Below are 1,399 nucleotides of genomic sequence, written 5' to 3' on the forward strand. Positions count from 1 at the left end.
ACGGCTGGTACGGCCAGGGCAACGTCTACGCCGACGACCTGACGCTCGGGTAACGGACCGTCACGGCGCAGGCTCCGGGCCGTCCCGGCGGGGCCGAAAGCGCGGTGTCCGGCAGGGAGCACATCCCGTGCGCCGGAGATCCGCCCGGCGGCAGGCCGGACACCGCGCAGGCATCCGTACGCCCCCTGCTCGTCCTGGACGGACCCGTCGACGAGCCGCCCCCGCGTGGCCGCGAGATGCGCGACGTGCCGGCCCGCTGCGGCTGCGCTCGGAGCCGGCCGACACAAGGCCGCCGCCCGCCACGTCGGGACGCCTGCCGTGTGGCATGTATCACTCAACGCTTCGTGATCTTTGATCCCCGTTGGGCACGATGCCCCATTACGTTCATCTGGACCTGTACATGACCCTCCTCCTACTGTCATGTCCGCGATCTTCGTGGATCGTTCACGCGCGTTACGGGCCCGGTCGTTCTGCCGGGCGGTGGACCCCGGCTGAGGGTCCCTGCCGTCACGTTCGTGAGTGCGAGGCAGCGGGAGGGTGTCATGACCGGCGGGGTCACGCGCGTACGCCCCGAGGGCCGGCAACCGGGCCGCGACGGCACCGGCACCTCGACCCGGGACGAGCACCGGCGACGACATGGGGACCTTCACCGGAGTCGCCTCCGGCACCCGGATCGCCACGCCCCCGGCAGCCGATCCGGACACCCTCGCAGGCCCCTGACCCGGCAACAGGTCCTGCGGCGGCGCGTCGGTCACCGCGCGCCGCCGTACCGGGAGAGCTGGACCAGGTGACGGCGAGTGTCTGTGCGAGCCGCAGTCGAGCTGCGGCAGCGGTTCAGTGGTTGCAGAGGGATGGGGACGGAACGATCGTGAAACAAGGGTGGAAGGCGCCAGGCGGGGCACGGAGCAAGATCACCTTGCTTGTGTGCGGTCTGCTGGTCGCCAGCGTGTTGCAGGCGGCTGCTGCGCCGGTGGCTCAGGCGGACGACATGCCGGGTACGCCGTCCGCAGGCAAGCCGGTTGCCAGTCATGCGGTCACCACGACGGTGCCGCGCAAGCATGACGACCTGCCCCACCGTCCCTCCCAGGCGCCCAGGCACACCTGGGCCGAGCCTGGCAGCGCCACCGTCACCCTGCCCGCGGCGTCGGGCAAGACGGTCGCCGTGCGGGCCGGAGCACTGCCGGTGTCCCTGGCGGTCCCGGCGAGGAAGTCCACGGTTTCCGCGAGCACCGCGGCCGGCACGGCTGCTCCGCTGGCGGGCGCCGCGAAGGTTCAGGTACTCGATCAGAAGACCGCGCAGGCAGCCGGAGTCGACGGGCTGCTGTTCACCGTCACCCCGCAGCAGGGCTCCGACGGCAGCGCCGTGGGTGTACGGGTCGACGACTCCGGCTATGCGCAG

1 protein-coding gene is annotated in these 1,399 nt (G+C 71.8%); it reads left to right on the forward strand.

Annotation, left to right across the window (positions count from 1 at the left end):
- Positions 1–1,045: 1,045 nt before the first annotated feature.
- Positions 1,046–1,399, forward strand: a 354-nt coding sequence (locus tag AOK09_RS34345) for a hypothetical protein (RefSeq protein ID WP_157876152.1), incomplete at its 3' end; no start/stop codon positions are given.

Source organism: Peterkaempfera griseoplana (assembly GCF_001418575.1).
GTDB classification, from domain to species: Bacteria; Actinomycetota; Actinomycetes; order Streptomycetales; family Streptomycetaceae; genus Peterkaempfera; species Peterkaempfera griseoplana.